At 45.3% G+C, this 20,477-nt stretch carries 18 protein-coding genes and 1 pseudogene; 8 read left to right on the plus strand and 11 right to left on the minus strand.

All coding sequences use genetic code 11. The features are described from left to right. The first annotated feature begins 151 nt into the window (after positions 1–151). A complete protein-coding gene (locus tag QUA74_RS21385) occupies positions 152–1,285 on the plus strand; it encodes a hybrid sensor histidine kinase/response regulator (protein ID WP_333333258.1) in 1,134 nt (377 codons plus the stop codon). 392 nt (positions 1,286–1,677) lie between these two features. Here the strand turns inward: QUA74_RS21385 and QUA74_RS21390 are convergent, their stop codons facing one another. Both QUA74_RS21390 and QUA74_RS21395 read right to left on the minus strand, forming a co-directional pair. Further along, positions 1,678–2,262, minus strand: a complete 585-nt coding sequence (locus QUA74_RS21390) for a Uma2 family endonuclease (RefSeq protein WP_333333260.1) — start codon at positions 2,260–2,262, stop codon at positions 1,678–1,680. 192 nt (positions 2,263–2,454) lie between these two features. Continuing rightward, positions 2,455–3,978: a family 10 glycosylhydrolase gene (locus QUA74_RS21395; RefSeq protein WP_333333262.1), complete on the minus strand. Its 1,524-nt coding sequence runs from the start codon at positions 3,976–3,978 to the stop codon at positions 2,455–2,457. Between the two features lie 289 nt (positions 3,979–4,267). Here QUA74_RS21395 and QUA74_RS21400 point away from each other — a divergent pair, with 289 nt between their 5' ends. Further along, entirely contained in the window at positions 4,268–5,398 is a 1,131-nt protein-coding gene (locus QUA74_RS21400; RefSeq protein ID WP_333333264.1) for a hypothetical protein, read from the plus strand. Here the strand turns inward: QUA74_RS21400 and QUA74_RS21405 are convergent. The 3 genes and pseudogenes from QUA74_RS21405 to QUA74_RS21415 all read right to left on the minus strand — a co-directional run bounded on the left by QUA74_RS21405 (position 5,395) and on the right by QUA74_RS21415 (position 7,215). Continuing rightward, a complete protein-coding gene (locus QUA74_RS21405; protein ID WP_333333266.1) occupies positions 5,395–6,579 on the minus strand; it encodes a DNA cytosine methyltransferase in 1,185 nt (394 codons plus the stop codon). The two genes, QUA74_RS21400 and QUA74_RS21405, sit on opposite strands and share 4 nt — an antisense overlap. Positions 6,580–6,701: 122 nt before the next feature. Further along, positions 6,702–6,956: pseudogene (locus QUA74_RS21410) on the minus strand (type II toxin-antitoxin system RelE/ParE family toxin). Between the two features lie 16 nt (positions 6,957–6,972). Then, a complete protein-coding gene (locus tag QUA74_RS21415; protein WP_333333268.1) occupies positions 6,973–7,215 on the minus strand; it encodes a CopG family transcriptional regulator in 243 nt (80 codons plus the stop codon). Positions 7,216–7,304: 89 nt separating this feature from the next. Between QUA74_RS21415 and QUA74_RS21420 the strand changes: the two genes are divergently transcribed. After that, positions 7,305–9,386, plus strand: coding sequence for an Eco57I restriction-modification methylase domain-containing protein (locus QUA74_RS21420; RefSeq protein WP_333333270.1), 2,082 nt, complete (start codon positions 7,305–7,307; stop codon positions 9,384–9,386). Between the two features lie 134 nt (positions 9,387–9,520). Next, positions 9,521–10,885 (plus strand): MFS transporter, encoded by a 1,365-nt coding sequence (locus QUA74_RS21425; RefSeq protein ID WP_333333272.1) that lies wholly within the window; start codon positions 9,521–9,523, stop codon positions 10,883–10,885. A 215-nt stretch (positions 10,886–11,100) separates the two neighbouring features. On the opposite strand, the gene QUA74_RS21430 is transcribed toward QUA74_RS21425, so the two are convergent. Together QUA74_RS21430 and QUA74_RS21435 are read right to left on the minus strand one after the other, a co-directional pair. Beyond that, positions 11,101–12,459 (minus strand): calcium-binding protein, encoded by a 1,359-nt coding sequence (locus QUA74_RS21430; protein WP_333333274.1) that lies wholly within the window; start codon positions 12,457–12,459, stop codon positions 11,101–11,103. A 282-nt stretch (positions 12,460–12,741) separates the two neighbouring features. After that, positions 12,742–14,103, minus strand: coding sequence for a calcium-binding protein (locus tag QUA74_RS21435; RefSeq protein ID WP_333333276.1), 1,362 nt, complete (start codon positions 14,101–14,103; stop codon positions 12,742–12,744). Positions 14,104–14,238: 135 nt separating this feature from the next. Between QUA74_RS21435 and QUA74_RS21440 the strand changes: the two genes are divergently transcribed. The 4 genes from QUA74_RS21440 to QUA74_RS21455 all read left to right on the plus strand — a co-directional run bounded on the left by QUA74_RS21440 (position 14,239) and on the right by QUA74_RS21455 (position 17,007). Continuing rightward, complete coding sequence (locus QUA74_RS21440; protein WP_333333278.1) at positions 14,239–14,442, plus strand: hypothetical protein; 204 nt, start codon at positions 14,239–14,241, stop codon at positions 14,440–14,442. 4 nt (positions 14,443–14,446) lie between these two features. After that, positions 14,447–14,983 carry a GNAT family N-acetyltransferase gene (locus tag QUA74_RS21445; RefSeq protein WP_333333280.1) on the plus strand — a complete coding sequence of 179 codons (537 nt, stop codon included), beginning with the start codon at positions 14,447–14,449 and terminating at the stop codon, positions 14,981–14,983. Between the two features lie 338 nt (positions 14,984–15,321). Further along, the gene (locus tag QUA74_RS21450; protein WP_333333282.1) at positions 15,322–16,068 is read left to right on the plus strand and encodes a HEAT repeat domain-containing protein; all 747 of its coding nucleotides are present in this window, start codon (positions 15,322–15,324) and stop codon (positions 16,066–16,068) included. Between the two features lie 36 nt (positions 16,069–16,104). Further along, positions 16,105–17,007, plus strand: a complete 903-nt coding sequence (locus QUA74_RS21455; RefSeq protein ID WP_333333284.1) for an Rpn family recombination-promoting nuclease/putative transposase — start codon at positions 16,105–16,107, stop codon at positions 17,005–17,007. 110 nt (positions 17,008–17,117) lie between these two features. On the opposite strand, the gene QUA74_RS21460 is transcribed toward QUA74_RS21455, so the two are convergent. The 4 genes from QUA74_RS21460 to rd all read right to left on the minus strand — a co-directional run bounded on the left by QUA74_RS21460 (position 17,118) and on the right by rd (position 20,248). Continuing rightward, positions 17,118–17,891 carry a class II aldolase/adducin family protein gene (locus QUA74_RS21460; protein ID WP_333333286.1) on the minus strand — a complete coding sequence of 258 codons (774 nt, stop codon included), beginning with the start codon at positions 17,889–17,891 and terminating at the stop codon, positions 17,118–17,120. Between the two features lie 129 nt (positions 17,892–18,020). After that, positions 18,021–18,692, minus strand: a complete 672-nt coding sequence (locus QUA74_RS21465) for a hypothetical protein (RefSeq protein ID WP_333333288.1) — start codon at positions 18,690–18,692, stop codon at positions 18,021–18,023. A gap of 125 nt (positions 18,693–18,817) precedes the next feature. Next, the gene (locus QUA74_RS21470; RefSeq protein WP_333333290.1) at positions 18,818–20,065 is read right to left on the minus strand and encodes an NAD(P)/FAD-dependent oxidoreductase; all 1,248 of its coding nucleotides are present in this window, start codon (positions 20,063–20,065) and stop codon (positions 18,818–18,820) included. A 24-nt stretch (positions 20,066–20,089) separates the two neighbouring features. Then, entirely contained in the window at positions 20,090–20,248 is a 159-nt protein-coding gene (rd, locus tag QUA74_RS21475; protein ID WP_333333291.1) for a rubredoxin, read from the minus strand. Positions 20,249–20,477 lie beyond the last annotated feature (229 nt).

The raw sequence follows: 20,477 nt of genomic DNA on the forward strand, positions 1-20,477 counted from the left end.
CAACAGTCAACTATTCCGGAGGAGTGCAACCGGAATTGATATTAGAAGCAACCAACCGCAAGGAAGCATTTTTGAAATCACTTTGGCAGCACAGCTAAAAACTATCACCTAAACCCATAAAACTTTCTACATTCTTGCAGGGGTTACAACCATGTCTCAATTCTCTATCTTAATTGTTGATGATGAGCCTGATAACTTTGATGTACTTGAAACGTTGTTATCAGAGCAGGAGTATGAATTGTATTACGCTGCTAATGGTCAAGAGGCGATCGCATCTCTAGATTTATTTAAGCCCGATATAATTTTACTCGATGTGATGATGCCAGGAATAGACGGGATCGAAGTTTGTCGGCAAATCAAAGCGATGTCAAAATGGAAAGCTGTTCCAATCATTATGGTAACGGCATTAAGCTCAAAATCCGATCTTGCCCAGTGTCTAACCGCGGGCGCCGACGACTTTATTAGTAAACCTCTGAATGGAATTGAACTGCGTGCCCGCGTACATTCAATGCTCAGAATCAAGCAACAGTATGATAATATCCAGAACTTATACCACATCCAAGAAAATACCATTAATGTCTTGGAAAGCACCCTCAATGAACTGCGTGGCAACTTAGCTTCTAGTCTGTCCCACGAACTGAATACGCCCCTCAATGGCATCTTAGGCACGATCGGGTTGCTCAAGGACGATATCGAAGACATGGATATCGCCGAAATCCGTGAGATGTTAGGCTGGGCCGATGAATCTGCCCGTCGCCTAGAAAAATTAACGAAAAAATTCCTGATTTATTTAGAATTAGAACTATCCGCAAGTCGCCAGCACAAGATCGAATCGGCCCGGACTCAATTTTCAGCTTCCGCCATTGAAGCCGCGTTGAAATCCCAGGCTGAGAGCGTCAACCGTAGCAACGATCTCGTGTTGGCACTTGAGGAAGCGGAGATCGCTCTATCAGACCGATATCTATCAACGATTCTCTATCAATTAGTTGATAATGCGCTGAAATTCTCCTCACCAGAGACAACCATTAATGTTAGTAGTCAAGTTGTAGGGAAGATGCTGAATTTATCTGTACATGACTCAGGGCGGGGCATGACAGAAGAGCAAATTGCTAAAATTGGTGCTTTCATGCAGTTTGATCGCAAGACTTATGAGCAACAGGGCATCGGTATCGGCTTAAAAATTGTCAAGAAAATTGTCGAACTCGCAGGAGGAGAGTTCTCAATTACCAGTATCTATCAAAAGGAAACAACGGTACATATCACTCTGCCGATTGTCGGCAATTAGCATGAGTTTTTATATCAAGCTCGGCGGCATCGTTATCGTATAGTGAATGGTGTCGATTGAAGGATTGCGATTAAACAGCTATTATGCCAAGGGCCTCCACATTATTTGGACTGAGAGTCAACCTCAAATGAAAAAATGCTCTTAATTCGCTTGTTTAAAGCTAATAGGCATTATAATTTAATAATCTCAGTTAAATTAAGGACTTGTATCTACTACCGTAAAAAAATATGTAGGTTTAATCATGACTCTAAATATCAGGCAATTACTAGCTGCTTAAAACACCATTAATGCGCTAATTAATTAGTTTTAACCCCCAATTTTTCTGAACCAATATTTAATTACTTATCTGCGAACACTCTGCTAGCCAATGAATAGAATTGATACACCCGTTTTCAATGTGATACCAGAGGAGGCAACATTGCCTGAATTGCGATATTGAACGCGGGAAATTCCAGCGGTGAAATGCTCGCAGTTTCCCCAAGAATTACTTCACTTTGATAGCCATTTTCAGTAGGTTCTCGAAAAACGTGCAGTTGTCGATCGCCCACATTTAGCACCCAATAATCGGCAATGCCGGATCGCGCGTAAATTTTGGCTTTAATTTCGCGATCGTAAGCCAAGCTGGTATCTGCCACTTCGATAATTAGATATACCTCTGAGGGAGTCGGATGGTGAGTCGCATAGTCAAAAGGATCGATTCTGACTACGGCGATATCCGGTTCTGGTTCAGAATTGTCATCAAGGGCGATCGGATCTTGGGTATAAACAGCAGCCTGATTTCCCAGAAGATCGCTCAGCACGCTGGCAGTACGTCTCGTGGCTGAAGTGTGAGCAGTTCCTTTTGCACTCATTTTGATGATATTTCCTGAAAGTAATTCGACTCGTTCCTCTGGGTGAAAAAATCCCATCTCTCCCAGTTTGTGATACTCTTTAACTGTCCATTTACGGAGCGTGAAAGCAGCTTCGGTTGTTAGCATATCTCGATTGATAAATTTATAATTTGATGTGGGATGATTTTATTTTAGCTTATGATATTAACTGGTTCCCAGGCAGAGCCGGGGAACCGATATCTAGAGGCTCTGCCTCGCAAGCTTTTATGGAAATTGGAGGCAGAGCCTGCGGATCTGCGTTACCAGGCTCTGCCTGGTAACGAGTAAACTACAAGTTGATTAAGATGCTCCGAGATTGATTTTTGTTACTTCGCCCGCAAGAACATTAACTGTTTGTTGAATTTGACTTCCGTCAACTTTCAACTGATAAGTTCCTGGAGAAAGCTCGATCGCCCCAAACCATCCTTTGCCATCCGCGCGCAGTTGACGCACCTTGCCAACAGCATCGATCGACTGCAATGTCAAGTTCGCACCGTCGCAAGTTCGTGCAGCGAAGCTATCCCGTAGGGAATCGCACCGCTGCAAATTTCCGGCGATCGCACCTGTAGTCGGCCGCGACTTCCAAGGCATATCGGGAACCGCTGCTGCTGTCGCCCACACAGGCTGAGTTTCATAGGTTTTGCCCGTCGCAGCATCAACGTATTGACTCGGCTGCGAAAGCGCGGTGTAAAACAAATCGTTGCTTTGGGGAACGTATTTCCAAGGCTGGCGGGGCAAATCACCGCTACCGCCCGATCGCAGTTCCACATTCGTGTACACGTTGCTGCTAGCGTAGGAATACAGCACCGTACCTGCGACGTGATTTCCTTTCGCAGACGGCTGTTCGGCGCGACGAATCTGGCCTAGAGTGTCTTCGATGTAGTTGAGGTAATTGCCGGGGCCGATCGCAATTTGGCGGTTGTACTGGTGGTCTTTGGCGTACTCGATCCAGTTGTCATAAGCGAGTTTTTGCGATCGTTTGTACTCGCGCTGGTAAGTCATCGGCATCACCATGTCTACGATCCCTTCTTCCAGCCAAGCGCGCCAATCCTGCAATACTTCTTTGTAAGGCTGCGTTTGATACCACCCTGCCTCGTTTTTCGGGCCGTCTCCCCAGGCGATCGTGGCGGCGGTAATTTTAACACGCGGTTTAATCGCAAGGCTTTCTACATAAAGCTTCCGCACTAAATTTGTTACCTGGTCGCGCCGCCACTGCATCCACGCTGGATCGGTGGGTGCGGGTTTGCCCGATCGACCTGTTTGCTGATTGAAACGGGCGATCGCAGTCGGATTGTAGCCCCAAGTCGGCCCGCCGTAGCGCACATAATCCAACTGTACGCCGTCCACATCGTAGCGCTTGAGCAAGTCCAAATAGACGGAAACAGTATAATCTACGGCGTCTGGATGACCGGGATCAAGATAGCCTTGGGCTTCCCCACCGTAAGTCAGCATCGCCCAATTGTCGCTGCCGGGGGCCGAAGGCCCGTGTTGTTGCCAAACGTGACCGGCGGGAAGTTTGGTGCCCGAAACCACCGGCAGCGTCACCATCCAAGCGTGTACTTCAATGCCTGCGGCGTGGGCTTTGTCAATCAAATCTTGCAGCGGATCGAAACCGGGGGGAACGTTAGGATCGAGGGTGCGGGGTTCGATCGCACTCGTGTAAAAGGCATCGCCACGGCGGCGGACTTGGGCGACGATCGCGTTGGCATTTGCCCGCTGCGCGTCTGCGATCAATTTTGTGACTTCTTGAGGCGTTTTGAAGCCGGGGTTGAAGGCGTCCACCCAGAAGGCGCGAAATTCGGCGGTTTGGGTTTGCGGGGGCATAGTTGCGATTGCCCGGGAGGGGAAGTTTGAGAACCAACCAGGAGTCAGCAGAAAACTAATTGTTAAGCCAATCAGGAACAAGCTTGACAAAAAGAATGTTTTGGTATTTCGCATCAGAAATGTGTGAGAGAGCGTTTAACAGTCCTTTACGGACTTTTGGTTTGAGCGTCCGCTTGACATTTTCGCACATCTTTGCGTTAAAGCAACTTATGGGGCCAAGCTGTGTTCTGGAATAGCGATCGCTTATACTGAACTCTGGTATTTTGTATACGATCACTCTATTTTTTCAATGTACGAACGCACTGATAGTGAGATAGAAGCAATTCAAGAACTTCTTTCGCCACACTTTGGGACTGGCTTTGAGCCTGACGAAGTAGCAAATAGCGAACAGATAATAATCCAACAGGTATTGGAATACGTAGGTAGCCGATTTACCCGGATGAAGTATATCCTCGGTCTTGCCCTTGATTTTGCGATCGTCGCACAGCGTCTATCTAATGTTGATGACTCTGCCAAAGAATTAAGAGAGCAGCTTACAATTGAAGAATTATTTAAACGTTACCAAGTTGTCACTGAACGGGGAGAACAACAGGCAAATACACTAACTTTAAAATTTGCTCAATCTACTCAAGTAGGTATCCGACGTATAGAAGAGTCAATTGTTCAATTTTTTCACAGTCTAAATCGTTCTAAATATCCCAGTGCTTATGTTTACAATACAGGTCAATGGCAAAAGTTTCAAGACCTGCTGATTCTCTGTTTTCGTCTGTCCGAGTCTGGACGCTTTCTACTCTGCCAAAAACTTATTGATTTTGGTCTTGAACGATTGCAAAAGAACATATTTGTTACTAGAGAATCGTTACGAGTTCGTTTATTTCCAGAGATAATAAACAATTACCCGCGCAGCGATCCAGATGAGAATGGGGGTTTAGTTTTTCAAGCGATTGCTTGCGGTTATTTCAAAGCCGATCGGCCTCATCTCAGCTTTGTCGTTGATAAGGTACGAACAGGTTCGTCCCGACAGCGCCGTTTTGGAGATATTGACTGTTATTACGGTCTGGATCTAGAAATATCAATAGAAGTAAAAGACTGCCACATTTCGCTTAAAAACCTCAAGCAACAATTGGGAAGTTTCCAGAAACAAGTAACAGGCCATCAAATTCTTGGCGTGGCTTTTGTACTTTCCATAAACAGCGAAGCGCGTTCTCTACTTAGCGAAGACGGCATCATTCCGTTCGCACAAGACGAGCTAATTAGATCCGTGAGGATCTGGGATTGGCAAAAGCAGGATGCTGCAGTGCATGAAATGCTTCACTATCTTGCTCACGTTGAACAGAATCCTAGTGCTGTTGCCCGGCTACTGGCATTTATCGGCGAGCGAGATCCTGAACACAACTCTCTTACTTATTATCAAAGTTAAACTAGGATTTCAAGAGCAAGCTGAATGGGAAACTTTAAGTCTGCATTGAGCGACTTTACTTTTTGCGCTCTGGCTCTAAAAATTTCCTCATCTGAGTGGCTTTGATAAGCCTTGACAACTTCCTTGCCTACCGCCAATCCTAGTAGTGGGGGTACGGCATTTCCGACTTGAAGGTACTGTGATGTTCTCGAACCAATAACCTCGAAATCATCATCAAAAGATTGCAGCCTCAATCCTTCGCGGACAGTCAATCCTCGATGCTGACTAGGATGAGTGGCTCGTGCAGACGAAGGTTTTCTCATGTTAGATGTTACAGCAATAGCTGGTTTATTACTAGCTAGTCGAGCATAGCTATTGTGAAAACCGCTGGCTGGTTGAAGGCGATCGGGAATAGACTTTCGGTTTCCACCATCTGGGATATACTTCAGAATTTCAATTAACTTTTGTGAATGATTGGCAGCCTCGTGATGTAGCAGTATGTTGGCGGTCTTGCGCCTAGCTATTTGATAGTCAGTTTGTGGTATACTCTGGTAAGATTTACATATTTCTCCAGCATTTAATGGCGGTAGATCTGAAATTGCATCAGCTACAGTCACATAATAGTGAGAAGTTGGTACTGGAAACTCAGGCGGCAGCAATCCATCAAGCCAACCTATAAAAAAAGCACGTTTTCGCAGTTGGGGTACGCCGTAGTCAGCCGCCTTTAAAAGGCGACATTTCATGTGATAGCCGATATCAGCAAAGCTAGCGATGACTGAATCGCGCACTTTGCCTCCCTGCATTACCAGCATTCCTTCAACATTCTCGATAATGACATAAGCAGGACGAATTTCAGCCACCAAGTCGCGAAAATTGCGCCATAAAGAATTGCGAGGATCTGTTATCTCTCGCTTGCCAACAGTGCTGAATCCTTGGCACGGTGCTCCCCCCGTAATAATGTCGATTTCTGCTGCTGAAATTTTAAAGAATTCCTCTATTTCGGAAACGGTTGTCTGGGTTAAGTCAGATACCAGACACGGAAGTGGAGATAGGTTGCGTTCAAAAGTTTGTTTGGCGTTTTCACAGTAATCTATGCCGCCGATCGCTTGGATGCCAGCACGTTTAAAACCCAGAGTTAACCCTCCCATGCCGCAAAATAAGTCAAGGCTGCGCGGAAAACGCTTGGTTTGAGTTTTTGTCATCGTCAGCTACCTCCTGATAGTTTCCACCGGGAAAGTTGTAGATTTTCGCGTCCGCTTGACATTTTCGCACATCGGTGAAATTTTGGGCGAAAATAAACTGAACTGGCGATCGGCAACATCACCTAATTTTCGGGATACTTTCTTGAACTGTGAAGGATACGGAGAACTTCTACGTTTTCTTCTTTTACTCCATAGATGATGAGATAAGAGGTATTGAAAATGACAAGTTCTCTAGTAGATTCTACGCGACCAACTCAGCCCATAAAAGGAAACTCTGCGAGTTGACCTACAGCACTCTGAATCCTTAAAATTAATTGCCTTGCTGCCTCTGGATCGTCTTTAACAATATATGCGTGAGCCTGTTCTAGATTTCGCAAAGCTTGTCGCAGCCACTTAATTTTTATTAGTCAACTTGGCAAAAACTGCTTCGACTTCATCATCGCTGGCAAAGTCTCCTGCTTCTGCCTCGGCAACGCCTTTGTTAATCTCATCGAGCTCCCATTGATAGATATCCAGGTAAGAAGCGATCGCTTCGTTCAAAACATAGGTTAAATCGCGATCGGTGACACTAGCGATCGCCCTCAGCGCTTCTTTTTTATCGCTGTCTAGTAGAAATGTAAAATTTTCTTGACTCATGGCTGCCCTTTGCTGTTATGGGAAGAGAGTAAACTGGTACTATGATAGCGTAGAGATTCCTATTTGGGCGAAAATAAACTGAACTGGCGATGGCACTTTTTGAACAAATGATAGTACCGCACTTTCAAACGCTAGCCCTTCCGGGTAACAGCTACTCAACTGCAAGCAATTTACTCGATCGAGTAGATGGCTGGCGCCAAGAAGCAACCCGAAAGTTGCAGCAAAGCCAGAGAGGAGAAAAGGGACAATTTTTAACACCTTCGTCCGTGGCAAATTTGATGGCGGGAATGTTTGAATTTAACTGTCCTGATATATCGCTTTTAGATGCCGGTGCTGGTATTGGTTCGCTGTTAGCAGCCGTTGTTTGCGAACTTTGTCAGCGCCGAAACAGACCGAGTAGCCTGCACGTTACAGCTTATGAAATTGACATTATTTTGATTGAATACCTCAAGCAAACTTTAGAACTATGCAGTATTGAATGTCAGCATTTTGGGATATCTTTTACCTGTGAGGTGCGCGAAATTGATTTTATTCAAGACAGCGCCGATATGTTGCAGCCCAATCTATTTACACAACCAGTAAAACGGGAATTTACCCATGCAATTATCAATCCTCCCTATGCCAAGATAGACGCTAAATCCCAAGCCCGAACTTTGCTGCGTTCTATAGGACTAGAAACCAGCAATCTCTACGCGGGCTTCACAGTTGCTGCAGCTCACCTGCTCAAACCAAACGGTGAATTAGTATCGATTACTCCCCGCAGCTTTTGCAATGGTTTATACTTTCGAGATTTCCGCAAAGTATTCCTTCAAATGATGGCTTTACGCCAAGTACACATCTTTGAATCCCGACAGTTGCCATTTCGCGATGATGCGGTGCTGCAAGAAACTATTATTGTGCGCGCCACCAAACAAATAGAACAGCCAGATACTGTACTAATTACCTCAAGCAGCAGCGGGGGCGACGACCTGGTTTTGTCTCACCAACTGCCCTATACCGCCCTAATGAATCCCCAAGATTCCGAGCAATTTATTCGGATTTTACCGGATTCTGTCAGCCAGAAAGTAGTCGAGCAAATAGCTCAATTTACTTGCACCCTAGAGGAATTAGGCTTAACAGTTTCTACCGGAAAAGTTGTAGATTTTCGTGTTCGCTCTGATTGGCGGCTAAAACCTGAAAACGGTACAGTTCCGCTGATTTATCCCGCACACTTCTCGGCTGGCGGTGTTGAATATCCCACAGCAACGAGAAAGCATCAAGCTTTAGCTGTCACGGAAAAAACTGCTGCACTCCTCGTACCTAACGAACATTATGTTTTGAGCAAGCGCTTCTCGTCAAAGGAAGAGAAAAAGCGAATTGTTGCAGTTGTCTGGGATGCCAATAAAATTAATAGTTCTCGCGTGGGTTTTGAGAACCATTTGAATTACTTTCACCAACATGGACGCGGATTAGACCTCACCCTGGCGCGGGGATTGGCCGTTTATCTAAATTCGAGTTTGGTAGATGCGTTTTTCCGACTGTTCAACGGACACACTCAAGTTAATGCTACGGATTTACGCAATTTGAAGTATCCTACTGTAGAGCAATTACTTTTACTTGGCGCTCAAATAAGAGAAATATTTCCTACACAGCGGGAGCTCGATCAACTTGTCGAGACACAACTGTTTAACGATCCGAATCCGTTAGAAAATAGCCCAATGACAATCAAGAACCGTATTGATGAATCTCTAGAAATACTTGCAGCGCTGGGTTTTCCAAAAGGTCAGCTTAACGAACGTTCCGCTTTAACCCTTCTGGCTTTGCTTGACCTCAAGCCAAAGGATGCTTGGGGATTGGCAAAATCTCCACTTCGGGGAATCACACCAATTATGGAATTTATGGAGCAGGAATACGGTAAAAAGTATGCGCCAAATACGCTGGAAACTGTGCGCCACCAGACGGTGCATCAATTTCTAGATGCAGGCTTAATTGTTGTTAATCCTGACAGTCCCAAACGTCCGCTGAAGAGTCCAAAAACGGCATATCAGATAGAAGAAAGTGCTTTGGAACTGCTGCGAACCTATGGTACTTATGATTGGGACAAGAATGTTCGCGCTTACCTCGTTCATTTTAACGGAGAAAAATTTTTGCAGGGTTATTCAAAAAATAGAAATATTTGTGAGTCTGAATGATGCTAAAATGCACTATTTATATGGCTGCGGCTGGCATCGGAATGGCATATACTGTGATGCCAGGGGTTGAATTGACCGGAATTGTCGATCGCACTCAGTAAATCAAATAAGTAACTAGGTAAAATATCTCTGCAATGGAAAAAAAGCATAACGCTGGATTGTGGGTATCAGTATTATACTTCGCTCAAGGTCTCCCTTACACCGTCGTTAATTTAATGTCGGTGATTTTTTTGAAAGGTATGGGAACCAGCAACGAACTCATCGGCTTAACAAGTCTGTTGTCTTTTCCCTGGGTTTTAAAAGGTTTGTGGGGCCCAGTGGTTGATTTGTATTCAACTAAACGCAAATGGATTTTAACAACCGAAATCATTTGTGCTTTTCTGTTTGCTTTCCTAGCTTTTGGTGTATTAACGCCGGCCCCGATTATTATATCGCTTGTTATCTTTACGGCGATCGCCTTTGTGTCAGCTACTCACGACATCGCCATTGACGGATTTTATTTAAACACTCTAAATAAAGACCAACAAGCACTATTTGTCGGGGTTCGCAACACGGCTTATAGAGGTGCTGTCATTGCCGGTAGCGGTTTATTGGTGTTCTTAGCGGGGAAACTGGCAGAACAGCATTTAGTCACCGGAAATACAGGCGACACCAAAATATATCAAAACATTCCGCTGTCACTTTTCGGTTCGGATTTTAGCGTGTCGGCGCTTAACTACGGATGGGCGACAGCCTTTGGCATTTGTGCGATTATATTTGTGCTGATATATCTTTTTCAGCGGTGGTATCTTCCCTATCCTCGAAATTACGAGCTGGAATCCGACACCCCCCAACAAACAACCAGCTTTATCGAAGCCTTTAAAACTTATTTCCAGCAAGATAAAATAGGTTGGATTGTTACTTATGTCTTAATTTTTAGGTTAGGCGATGCCTTGACATTTAAAATGGCTCCGCCCTTTTTAATGGATAAGGTGGAGAAAGGAGGATTAGCAGTTTCTACATCGGACATGGGTCTGTTATCGGGTACGATCGGGGTAATATTTCTGTTAATAGGAGGGTTGCTGGGCGGCTATTTGATTGCGAAACAAGGGCTGAAAAAATGGATGTGGCCGACGGCAATTCTGCAAAATTCGACTAACGTGCTGTATTGGCTGTTGGCAATCAATCAACCGGGGATTGAATGGGCTTATGCCGTAAATTCGATCGAGCAATTTACTTACGGACTTGGCGTAGCTGCCTATACAGTGTTCTTGATGCGGACTGTCCGCCCTGAATATGAAGCATCTCACTATGCAATTACAACGGCTTTTATGGCAGCAGGAGTGCTGATTCCGGGCGTTTTTAGCGGCTACTTGCAGGCGAATCTCGGCTATCAAAATTATTTTTTGATGAGCGCGCTGGCTGTGATTCCCGGTATGCTGACCATTTTCTTTCTGCCCCTAGAAGATGAGAAAAAATTGGCATCCATGCCCAGACCTGGACTTGACGATTTCGATTAATATCAAGTCCGGTCGCTATAATTATCAGGTTCCGGCGGGGCTGGTTTACCAATGTCTGCACTTTTTTTTCGAGATTTCGGTGAACCCGCCCTTGGAGGAATATTGATGTTTTTAATCATGGAAGAGTATAAATTGTGCGTATTTGTTTTCCTAAAATAAAATAAGGACACAACATTGTTGTATCCCTACCCAATATCTGTATTGCCAGCAGCCAACTAAATCGCAATAAAATCACTAGCTGTTAGCGGACTACTTGGAATGCCAGGAATACTGGCAAGAACTTCGCCGTTACTGGCAATTTCGATCGTCGTTATAAAATCGCCTGGAGTAACTCTCAATTGGTTGAAGCTCAAACCTCCGCTCAAACCGATTAAATCTTGACCTTTTTGAAAGTCTACCAGTGTATCTGTACCGGCGCCTAGTCCTAACACCAATACGTCGCGTCCAGCGCCACCAATTAAGAGATCCGCACCCGCTCCGCCAATGAGCGTATCGTCTCCTTCTCCCCCGCTCAAATTGTCATCCCCTTTGCCGCCTAATAGCAGGTCGTTGCCGCTGCTACCGCTGATAATATCGTTGCCTTTGTTGCCGCTGAGAGTGTCGTTTCCCCCATTGCCAGTGATAATATCGTCCCCTCCAAAACCTGATGCTGTATTGTTGGCATCGTCGCCGACTAAATTATTAATTTGGGATGGATCTAGAGCAGTTTGCATTGCTGCAACGTTTGCTAAAAATGAGGCTCCCGGAGTGGTTCTTAATTGCTCTAAACTGCTGCGCGATTCCAGCGATGTTCCCAAGGCCGGCAGTGCAAAGTCTAAGCCAGCTAACAGCTCTAAATAATCTGAATCGGTAAAAGTGAAATCAGGGCGGCTCAACTGGTCTACAGAGATTTCTGTCTGAGTCAAGCCGGGAGGTGGAGAAGTTAACAAACCGCTTTGCGTGTGCTTTTCCAAGACAAGTAGCGGGTTGATAATGGGGTTAGTAAATGTTTGAAGAACTACTTTTCCTGGGAGAAAAGCTTCTCCTCCCAAACTCACAAAATCGCCGCTAACTATGTAGTGAGTTACATTTTTTCCGGCGCCGACTTTCTGCTTAAATGAATTGACTGTACTCTGAGCAACTCCGGGAGAATTGAAGGTGACAACATCTCCAATAGTAGATGTAAATTCGGTGGCGGCTAGTTGCGTTATGGCGCCGCCCAAGCTGTGTCCGAGAAGGTCGGGTGGCAAGCGGCTGGGGTTTTTGGCTGTATCTTGACTGATTTGGGTCAGCCAATTTCCTAATGCTTGTTTGTTGGCTTCAAATTGGTTGAAACCGGTGCCGCGCGGGTCTGCGTTGGCAATATCATCTACGGGCGAGTCGGTGCCGCGAAATACCAAAACTGGCGGTTTGTCTGGGGTGGTGGAAATTAAGCCGATCGCGTGAAATCCAGTTCCGGGATCGTCAAAGGTGCGATCGATTTGGTAGCCAGCAGCCGCCAAACCAGTTTGAACTAAAGTTTGAGACTGGGGGTTGTTATCTATGTAAACAAGTTGCTTGGCTATAGTTTCGTAAGCGGCGGGGGAGGATGGCATATTTTTTTATTTCCTGTCGTTTGATGGGGAATTGATTTTTAAGTTAGTTAACTCATTGTAGATTAAGTGACGCTTATTAAAAAAATTAGTTTCTCATATCGCCCTGCTTTTTAGGTTCGGCTTAGCCAACAATCTTTTTAATAAAAAACAATTTAGCTACAAAACCAGCCCAGCTTTGTAGGGGCGGGGTTAGCCAACAATCCCTTTGATAAAAAACAAGTTTGGTACTAAAGTCGCCCAGCTTTCCCGCCACCCAAACTACCCAATTTTCTAGCACTAAAGCTATACAAAATCTACCCTAGTAAGATCGCTGGCAACTACGCCTCTGAGAGTAGCAAGAATTTCCCCAGTAATCGGGATACTAATTAAAGCTCCGTCAACACCTTGGGTTACTATAACTTGAGGAAAAGTTAGACCCCTCGACAGTGTAATTAAATCTTCACTATCTTGAAAATCTAAAATCACATCTGCTCCGCCGCCGGATTCCAATACAAAGCGATCGCGCCCCGCACCACCAATTAAAAAATCGTTGCCAAACTCACCGGAAATCAAATCATTTCCGTCGCCACCCTCCAAATAATCGTTATCTCTGCCGCCGTACAAGAAATCGTCGCCATCACCACCGATGATGCTGTCATTACCTCGATTGCCTCTGAGAGTATCGTTACCGCGATTGCCGATAACTGTATCCTCTCCAGGGCCGCCGGTAGCAGTATTGTTGCGATCGTCCCCTGATAAATAATTCGGTTGTAAGGGAGCTAAACCGTACTGCATTTGTCTGATTAACTGCACAAAAGAAAATTCTGGTGCTGTTCTCAAACTCTCTGCACCGCCTCTGGTTCTGATTGGGATTGACACATTGGCCAGGGGAAAATTTAGGGCAGCGATAAATTCGTTAAAATCCGAGTCGTTGTTATAAGTAAATTCGGGACTGTTTAATTGTTCTACGGAAATTTGCCTCTGCAAAAAACCCACGGGCGGAGTAGTTAACAAATTTTCACTTCGATGTTTGGCCAAAACAGTTAAGGGATTAATACTCGGGTCTGTAAAACTTTGGATAAATACTTTACCTGGGATAAATGCTTCGCCAAACAAGCTGACTACATCTCCGCTGACAATGTAGTGAGTGACATTTTTGTTGCCTGCCCTGCTGAGATTTCTCCGAAAAGTGTTGAATGTACTCGCTGAGACTCCCGGAGAGTTGAAAGTAAAGATATCTCCGGTCAGAGATGTGTATTCGGTTGCTACAATTTGAGCGACTGCTCCGCCCCAACTGTGCCCGATGACATCGGGCAATAATTTGTTGGGGTTTTTACCAGTATTTTGCCCGATTTCTGTGAGCCAATTTTTGATATTATCTTTGTTCTTTTCAAATTCAGGTAAACCAATGTCCCGCGAGTCGGAAAAGATAGCGTCGCCGTCGATGAAGTCTGTACCTTTAAATACGAGGGCGGGCGGGTTTTCGGGATTGGATGAACCGAACCCGATCGCATAAAAGTTTGTTTCGGGGTCGTCAAATATGCGATCGATATAGTAGCCATTAGTATCTAGGAAACTCGAAACTTCATTTTGCGCGCTCGGCTTTTGATTCAAAAAAACAATTGATTTAGCCAGAGCTTCATAAACAGCAGGCGAGGCACTCATAATATTATATTTTCTGTTTGTTGGTATTTGCGATCGCTCTCTTCTTGAGCTGATTGTCCAATGGTAGCCATTATAGCTGACAAGATTTTATGGTACACTTGATAATATCAACTCAAGAATTAAGTTTTTGCGGTTATGGGTATCATTCGTCAATACATTGCTCCATTGATAGCGGTATTAGTATTTTTCGCGGCTCTGGTAGCAGTCAGTGCTCGCATCTTTTTGCCTGGTGACATGGCTGCCCCGGCACCGATTGAGGAAGCGATCCCCCAAAAGCAAGCGGCAGTAGTCAATCCAATTTTCTTGGGGCTAAATGAGGCCGCTCTCCGTGTCCGCTGAGCTGATGTCTGCTCAACTAATACCGGGTTACTGGCTGCGATCGGGATCCGGACTCGATCGGGCAAAACTGGTAAAGTTTATGCACCGGACATATCAAGAGCTTTACCCGGATGGGGAATTGGGACATTTGGCTCAAACTGTCGAGCAGTATTTTTCTAACCAGACGCCGGTTTGGTGGGTAGAGTGCCAGAAAAACAGCCAGGAAGAGGCAGAAATTTTGCCGATGCTTCCCTCGCAGCATCTCAATCCCCAATCTCAAGTCCAAAATCTGACATCGGTTGTGGGATGTTTGTGGTTGGGAAATTCGATCGACCAAACCACAGGAGCCCGCCACGCTCACATTTTTTTGCTCTACGTAGCACCGGAACACCGCCGTCTGGGGATCGGTGCAGCTTTAGTTATTCATGCTGAAAACTGGGCGCGGGAAAGGGGCGATCGGCAAATTGGTTTGCAAGTATTTCTGAGCAATCAGCCGGCGGTGAATCTCTATCAAAAATTAGGCTATCAAAGTCATTCCGTCTCGATGCTCAAGTCTCTTTGAAAAATAAATTCTAGTGGTTTGGAATCAGGGCTAAAGTCCTGATTCATCCAAATTATGAGGACTGAATTCCTCACTACCAACTTAAGTAACAGCAGAGATATTCGTTTGTAGTAACTCATATGTTGCACCATTCTCAATTAGCCTTTTATGAACAGGCTTTCTGGCCTGTTCCACAAAAGATAAATTTTCTTGTGGAACAGGCCCAAAAGCCTGTTGCTGACAATGGTGCAATATCTCAGTAGTAAGGTACTGCGCGCGCACCCTACAATTATTGACTGCTGACTGCTGACTGCTGACTGAGTTGCTTAGGAGCATCCTCTGTGCGGTAAAGTTTTTTTATGAACAATAACGACTACCCCAACGCCCTTGATACTGATACGGAACTGGAAAGCCCTTTGGATCAATTTGACGAATCCGAACCCCCGCTGCCAGATCCCGAGGAAATGCTGCCTTTGCTGGAATCCCCGGAACCTCAGCACCGGATGATTGCGGCGCGGGCTTTTTGCGAACTGCAAGACGATCGAGCAATTTCGCATTTAATTAATTTGTTGAGAGACGGTTGCCCCTTGGTGCGGGTGAGCGCGGCTTATGGTTTGGGGCGAAATCCGAGTCCCGATGCTGTGGAACCGCTGATTCTTCAGCTCAACCGCGATTGGAACGGTTACGTTCGCAAAGGGGTAGTTTGGGCTTTGGGAAATTGCAGAGATCAGCGCGCTTTGCCATCTTTAATTGATGCTCTGAAAACAGATATTTCGGCGGTGCGTTTGTGGGCGGCGAGTTCTCTGGGTCAAATGGCAAAGGTTGGTTACTATGTGCTGATTGCTGCGATTCCGCCGTTGATTGAAGCGCTGCGGGGAGATGCTGTATCTGCTGTGCGGAGCAACTGCGCTTGGGCGATCGGGCAACTGGCCCGCGAATTGCCGAATAATATAGTGTACGCTGGGGCGATCGACGGTTTGATTGAAGCTTTAGAAGAAGATGAAGATATGGGCGTGAGGGAAGATGCTAAATCTTCACTTTTGCGAGTTGGCGACCCGCGCGGATTGCAGATTATTGAAGACTTAGAAATGGAAGGACTTTTGTGATTTAAACGCCCCTATTACCAATTACCATTACTAATTATGCCTTTCATCAGTGCTAAAACAGATTTTGGTTTCAAAAAAATTTTTGGTTCGCCCCAGAGCAAAGACATTTTGATTAGCTTCCTCAATGCGATGCTCTATGACGCACAGCCAACCATTGAAGACTTAGAAATTATTGACCTTTACGCCGCGCCGAGCGTTACTGGATTAAAAGACACTTACCTGGATGTTAAAGCCAAAATTACAGGCAACAAAACTGTGATTATCGAAATGCAGGTAATAAATGTAGAAGCTTTTACTAAACGGGTAGTGTACAATGCCGCCAAAACCTACGCAACTCAACTCAGACCCAGGGAAGGATACTCGAAATTAAATCCTCTCATTGCTTTAACAATTACCGATTTTATTCTATTTGAAAATACCGAAAAGTTTCTCACCCATTTTGTATTTAAAGAACTAGAAGAAAACTTCGAGTATTATAACAGAGAAATCGAATTAGTGTTTGTCGAACTGCCCAAGTTTAACAAAGAACTGGAACAAGTCGAAAACATAATTCAAAGCTGGATTTATTTTATCAAAAATGCTCCCCTCTTCGATGAAATTCCTGAAAAATTTGCATCAATTCCCGAAATTCAAACAGCTTTTTCCATCGCCAGCCGAAGTAATTTAACCCTTAAGGAATTAGAGGAAGTGGAAAAGCGGGAAATGTTTTTTGAAGACCAGCGCGGTGCTATTATTAAAAGCCGCAAAGAAGGCATAATTGAGGGGCAAACAGCATTAATTCTGCGTCAAATCGCGCGGCGAACTGGTGAAATTTCGCCGGAAATCCAAACTCGCATCCAGCAGCTATCTCTCGAACAATTAGATGATTTAGGAGAAATCGTGTTAGATTTTACCAGTCAAGAGGATTTGATAGCTTGGCTGGAATCCGTGTCAGCATGAATTTATAAATTTTTCACTTCTGATACTAAATCCGGCTTTAATACCCCTTCATTCTTTATTCGCCGCAGGCGGACGGTGTTTGTGTACTAGCGATTTCAACCGCCTAGTTCCTAATCTAATAGGTCGGGTTCCCGGCGCACTATCATGTCATAAAGCGGTTGAAAGCTAAACCATCCCATACGGTGAGACCCTACTTGTTGCTGTGTCAAACGCGCACATTCTGGCTTGATGAGAATTGGTTTTCCCGCTGCTTCTGCCATTAACTGCGCTTGACAAGAACGTTCCATTGAAATAAACCACCAAGCCGCTTCATCTACTGTTTGACCTACTGTTAATAGTCCGTGATTTTGTAAAATAATAGCTTTTTTCTCACCTAAAGTTTTGGCGATGCGTTTAGCTTCTTCGATTTCCAAAACAACTCCGGTGTAATCGTCAAATAAAGCTTGGTCTTCATAAAAAGAACAAGCATCTTGCGTCAGCGGGTCAAGCACGCGACCCAAACTCGACCAACTTTTGCCGTAGGGAGAATGAGCGTGGGCTGCTGCGATTACGTCGGGGCGGGCGCTGTGCACTTGGGAATGAATGGCAAATGCTGCTTCGTTTACGGGTTTATTTCCTTCAACAACTTCGCCTTTGTGGTTGACTAAAATTAGGTCGCTGACTCGAATTAAACTAAAGTGCATTCCAAAAGAATTGACCCAAAAATGGTCGAGGTGTTCGGGGTCGCGGACGGTGATGTGTCCGGCAATTCCTTCGCTGAATCCGAAGCGGGCAAATAATCGGAATGCGGCGGCTAAACGTTGTTTGCGGTGGCGGCGTTCTTCTTCAATTGAGTTGAATGTTGGGGGTTGAAAAGAGACTTTGGGGATTTTTATTGCAACCATATATTTTATTAGTGAAAAGACAGGAGGCAGAGCCTCCGAATCGGCATTCCCAGTCTGAGACTGGGAACAAGATAAATTTTGAATTGGGAAATTTGAATTGGGAAATTTGGGGCAGGCATCTTGCCTGCCCTACTCAACTGCGATTTCGCTGAGGCGCAAACCTGCGATGTTTTTGCAGTCGAAAGTGGCGTTATTGCCGGGGTGGCGCTCGATTAATTCGATAATTTGTCCGGCGGGGTTTTGCAGAAACCACTGGGTTAATGAGCCGTAGTCTAGAGGACGCTCTGATAGGGGTTTAAAGTTTTTATTTTGCCATATCGTAGCAGCATTCTGCACGTTTTCGACTCGAAGCGCGACGTGGTGAACTGCTGTTAATCCTCTTTCTTGCTGGAAGCGGTTTTTTTGGTCGCCGGCTGCGTGGGGCGCATCTAATACTACTAAGCCGCCCGCTGGCATTAATAAAGTCATTAAATGCAGCCACAAATCGGAGGGAACGTTAATATTTCCCGCACAAAAGTTAATCGGGAATAAGTCGGGGCCTTCAACTGTTTTGGCACCCAAGGGGTAAAAAGATTCGGCGTAGTTTTCGAGTTCGGTTCGGCTGGGAAATGTGATGACAAAGTGGTCGATCGCAACTTGTTCGTCGTACAGGTGTGTTTCAAACGTCCAGGCTGTTAAAAATTCGGGAGTGATAAATTTGGGGTTGAATTCCAGCAACCCTTTTTTTTCGATGAAAGGTGAGTCAAAATGGCCCTCAAGGTTGCGATCGAACTTTAGGGTTTTTAGATTCAAGTTTTTCATGTATCTCACCCAATGTTAACTCAGCAAAAGTGTGAATTTTGTCTAGAAGCTGAAGTGGATGCACATTTGGTGCGCCTTAATTCAAAAATAACACAAAATTTAATACTGGCAAGTCTAGATCGAGTTCATTGGCCGATCGCGTTCCCGGCCAACCACGCCGTAGTCCAAGCACTTTGGAAGTTGAAACCGCCCGTCACGCCGTCGATATCCAAGATTTCGCCAGCAAAGAAAAGTCCGGGACAGCGGCGGCTTTCCATTGTCTTGAAATCGACTTCTTTGAGGTTGACACCGCCGCAGGTGACGAATTCTTCCTTAAATGCCCCTTTTCCGGCAATCTGATATTCGCCTTGAACGAGTTCTTGCAGGAGGCGATCGATCCCTTTATTCGATAAGTCGGCCCAGCGTTTTTGCTCATCAATGCCGATCGAACTTGTCAAGCGTTCCCAGAGGCGGCGCGGCACCGGAAACGGACAGCTAGAGACAATCAATCGGTGCGACAGCTGCGACTTAACCGCTAGCAGTTGCTGTCGCAAAACTTCCGCATTGTACTGGGGAAGCCAATTAATCAGGACAGATGTTTTATAATGGCGATCGTGCAAAAATCTCGCACCCCAAGCCGAAAGTTTGAGGACAGCGGGCCCACTTAAACCCCAGTGAGTAATTAGCAAAGGCCCGCTTTGTTCTAATTTAGCTCCCGGCAATTTCACCTTAGCATTAGGAACAGAAATTCCGGCTAATTCTTTGATTCTGCTGTCGGAAATATTAAAAGTAAATAGAGAAGGAACGGGCTGTTCTACAGTATTACCTAACTCTTTTGCCCACTTATAACCCGAAGGATTGCTGCCTGTAGCGAGAAGAATGCGATCGCACTTAAAACTCTCCCCCGACTTCAACTCAATTTCAAACCTAGGGGCGGTGTCCCCCTGTTCGCTCTCTGATGTATTCCCTGTTAATTTCTTTACTGAAACTACTGCATCGCCCGTGCGAATTTTTACGCCTGCATCCTCAGCAGCGCGAATCAAACAGTTAACAATGGTCCCCGAATCGTCTGTGGTCGGAAACATTCGCCCGTCTTCTTCGGTTTTCAACTTCACACCGTGACCAGCAAACCATTCTACAGTATCGCGGGGTTGAAATCGAGTAAAAGCACCGCGCAGAGCTTTCCCTCCTCTGGGGTAATTCTGCACTAAAACACCGGGGTCAAAACAAGCGTGAGTCACATTGCAGCGCCCGCCGCCAGAGATGCGAACTTTTGCCAGGAGTTGCCGGCCAGCTTCTAGTAAAGTGACGCGGGCCTGCGGGTAGGTTTTGGCACAGGTAATTGCACTAAAAAAACCTGCTGCACCGCCACCGATAACTGTAATTTTGAGCATTCGATCGGACAAATTTTTTCTCGCTTATTCTGGTTCAAAATCGGATTTTGCCGCCCCGCAAGTGGGACAAACCCAATCGTCGGGGATATCTTCAAAGGCAGTGCCGGGAGCTATGTCCCCGTCGGGGTCGCCTAGTTCGGGATCGTAGACGTAATTGCAAACTGTACAAACGTATTTTTGCATTTCCTTAACTTAATTTTATATGGTAAGCCTATTGATTGTACTTGACAACCCAACTTAGTGCAATACCACTTTCAAAAAGTAATGCGACTTTCGGCACTTTTCAAATTATTAAAAATTAAGTTTTCCAAAATTATAAAATCTAAAATTTAATTACTGGAGTTTAGACTAAACAGCTATTAAATCGCGATCGTCACTGCACTCACCAACGGCAACGGTCGCTGGTGATAAG

The organism is Microcoleus sp. LAD1_D3 (genome assembly GCF_036702135.1).
Classification (GTDB): domain Bacteria; phylum Cyanobacteriota; class Cyanobacteriia; order Cyanobacteriales; family Microcoleaceae; genus Microcoleus.